2 protein-coding genes and 1 pseudogene are annotated in these 2,157 nt (G+C 35.8%); all 3 read left to right on the top strand.

The genetic code is table 11. The features are described from left to right. Positions 1–43 precede the first annotated feature (43 nt). Positions 44–1,259, top strand: a pseudogene (locus AB3X49_RS21825) (MFS transporter). A gap of 97 nt (positions 1,260–1,356) precedes the next feature. After that, positions 1,357–1,683, top strand: coding sequence for a heme-degrading monooxygenase HmoA (gene hmoA, locus AB3X49_RS21830; RefSeq protein ID WP_000469495.1), 327 nt, complete (start codon positions 1,357–1,359; stop codon positions 1,681–1,683). Positions 1,684–1,867: 184 nt separating this feature from the next. Then, positions 1,868–2,157 (top strand): VOC family protein (locus tag AB3X49_RS21835; protein ID WP_367964709.1); only part of this gene is annotated, 290 nt, incomplete at its 3' end.

Here is a 2,157-nt window from a genome sequence, read left to right on the forward strand (position 1 = left end):
GTACATAAAGGGAGGAATTTAATAGAAAAGTTGGTGAGCTATAGTGAAAAGTGTATTGAAAAACCGTTCATTCTTTTATATGTGGATTGGTAGTGCAATTTCAGAATTAGGCGGGGCTTTCGGGACGTTATGTAATTCAATTCTTGTATATGAGTTAACAGGATCGAAAAACAGCATTAAGCAGTATGTGGTTACTATATCTAATTCCTTCTCTCATACTGCAATTTATAAGTGGGCCATTTATTGATAAATGGAGCCGAAAGTGGATTATGATTTTTTCGCAATGGATGCGGGCATCTGTTTTCTTACTGCCTTTGGCGATGCTAGTTACTAGCAGTATAGAAGTTTGGCACATTTACGTTGTCCAAATTATAGTTGGTCTCATTGCGCCTCTTTATACCCCTGCGAGCCAAGCGATTACACCAACTGTTGTGAATAAAGAGCAGCTTCAAGATGCAAATGCGTATATAGATGGAATGACTCGTCTTATGATGTTTCTCGCGCCAGTAATAGGTGGTATCGTCATTAAATTTATTGGAATCGAACTTACGCTATCTTTCGTATGTATGTGTTTATTTATAAGCGGAGGATTATTGCTTTTCATAAAAGAAAAGAGGGTACAGCAAGAGATTCGAAAAACGTGGATAGAACAGTTTCTTCATGGTTTTACATACTTTTTCACAAAACCAATAATCGTTTGGCTCGGTATATTTCTTACTTTCGTTCAATTTGGAGTTGGGGTAACGATGGTTACAAACCTACCTTATATAAAAGATGAGCTGTCAGCGGGATATGCGGAGTACGGTTACTTCATGGCAGGTTTCCCACTTGGCTATGTAGTTGGATCAATCTTAGTCGGAAAAGTAACATATAAAAGCCGGCGAATACTTATGCTTGGAGGATTGTTTATAGGTGGCCTTACATACATTTCTTTAGGGTTCAATCACAGTATTATAATTGCGGTAATTATTGAAGTAATTGCAGGTATTTGTATTTCATTTTTCAATGTTCATAATACGAAGATATGCCAACAAACTGTCCCAAGTAATATGATAGGAAAAGTATTTTCAGTGCGATTATTTTTCATACGATCGGCAATGCCATTAGGTGTGTTATTAGGGGGAATACTGAGTGAAATGTGGGGAGTGAGAGTACTATACTTTATCATTGGCTCGATTATATGTGTCACTTCTTTAATAGGAATATTGCTTCCGTATTTCAAATTTTTAGATGAGTCGATTGAGGAGAAGTCAGCATAATTCTAAAGATTTGAAACTTTATAATTGAAAACAATTATCATAATCAATTATAATAGAAGAATACTAGTATTCGTATTACAAAGAGGGAGTGGAATATATGTTTATCGAAACGAAGACATTTACAGTAAAAGAAGGTACATCTAATATAGTTGTAGAGCGTTTCACAGGAGAAGGCATTATTGAAAAATTTGAAGGATTCATCGACTTAAGTGTTCTCGTTAAAAAAGTAAGACGCGGAGACGAAGAAGTTGTAGTTATGATTCGGTGGGAATCGGAAGAAGCATGGAAGAACTGGGAAACGAGTGAAGAGCACTTAGCTGGACATAGAGCGGGCCGCGGTAAGCCAAAACCAGATCATATCATTAAGGTTGAGCACGGGGTTTATTATGTGAAATCATCGAAATCGGCTTATCAACAGTCGTAAAAATACATTTGTTTAATTATATTCTTTCGAATAAATAACCATCTATCTGCTTACTGATAGATGGTTATTTATATTGAATAAAGAGAATGATTCGCATGTGATGTAAGAAGAATTAACGGACAGGTTAAAACTAGAAATGTTATAATATAAACTCGATCAGTGAGTAAGATTAGGAGGGACAATAATGGTTCAATCGATAGTTCATATTGCATTAGTAGTAAAAGACTATGACGAGGCAATAGAGTTTTATACAAAGAAACTAAATTTCACATTAGTTGAAGATATTTATCAGCCAGAAGAAAACAAACGGTGGGTAGTGGTATCTCCTCCAGGTTCAGTCGGCACCACAATATTACTAGCCAGGGCATCTAAACCTGAACAAGAGCCCTTTATTGGTAACCAATCAGGCGGTAGAGTATTTCTTTTCTTAAATACTGACGATTTTTGGAGAGATTATAATGAAATGATTTCAAG

It is taken from the genome of Bacillus sp. C30, from assembly GCF_040838255.1.
In the GTDB taxonomy this organism is placed as follows: Bacteria; Bacillota; Bacilli; order Bacillales; family Bacillaceae_G; genus Bacillus_A; species Bacillus_A mycoides.

Excerpts from the sequence above, each read along its gene's own strand:
- hmoA (WP_000469495.1), top strand. The coding sequence starts at position 1,357 with ATGTTTATCGAAACGAAGACATTTACAGTAAAAGAAGGTACATCTAAT.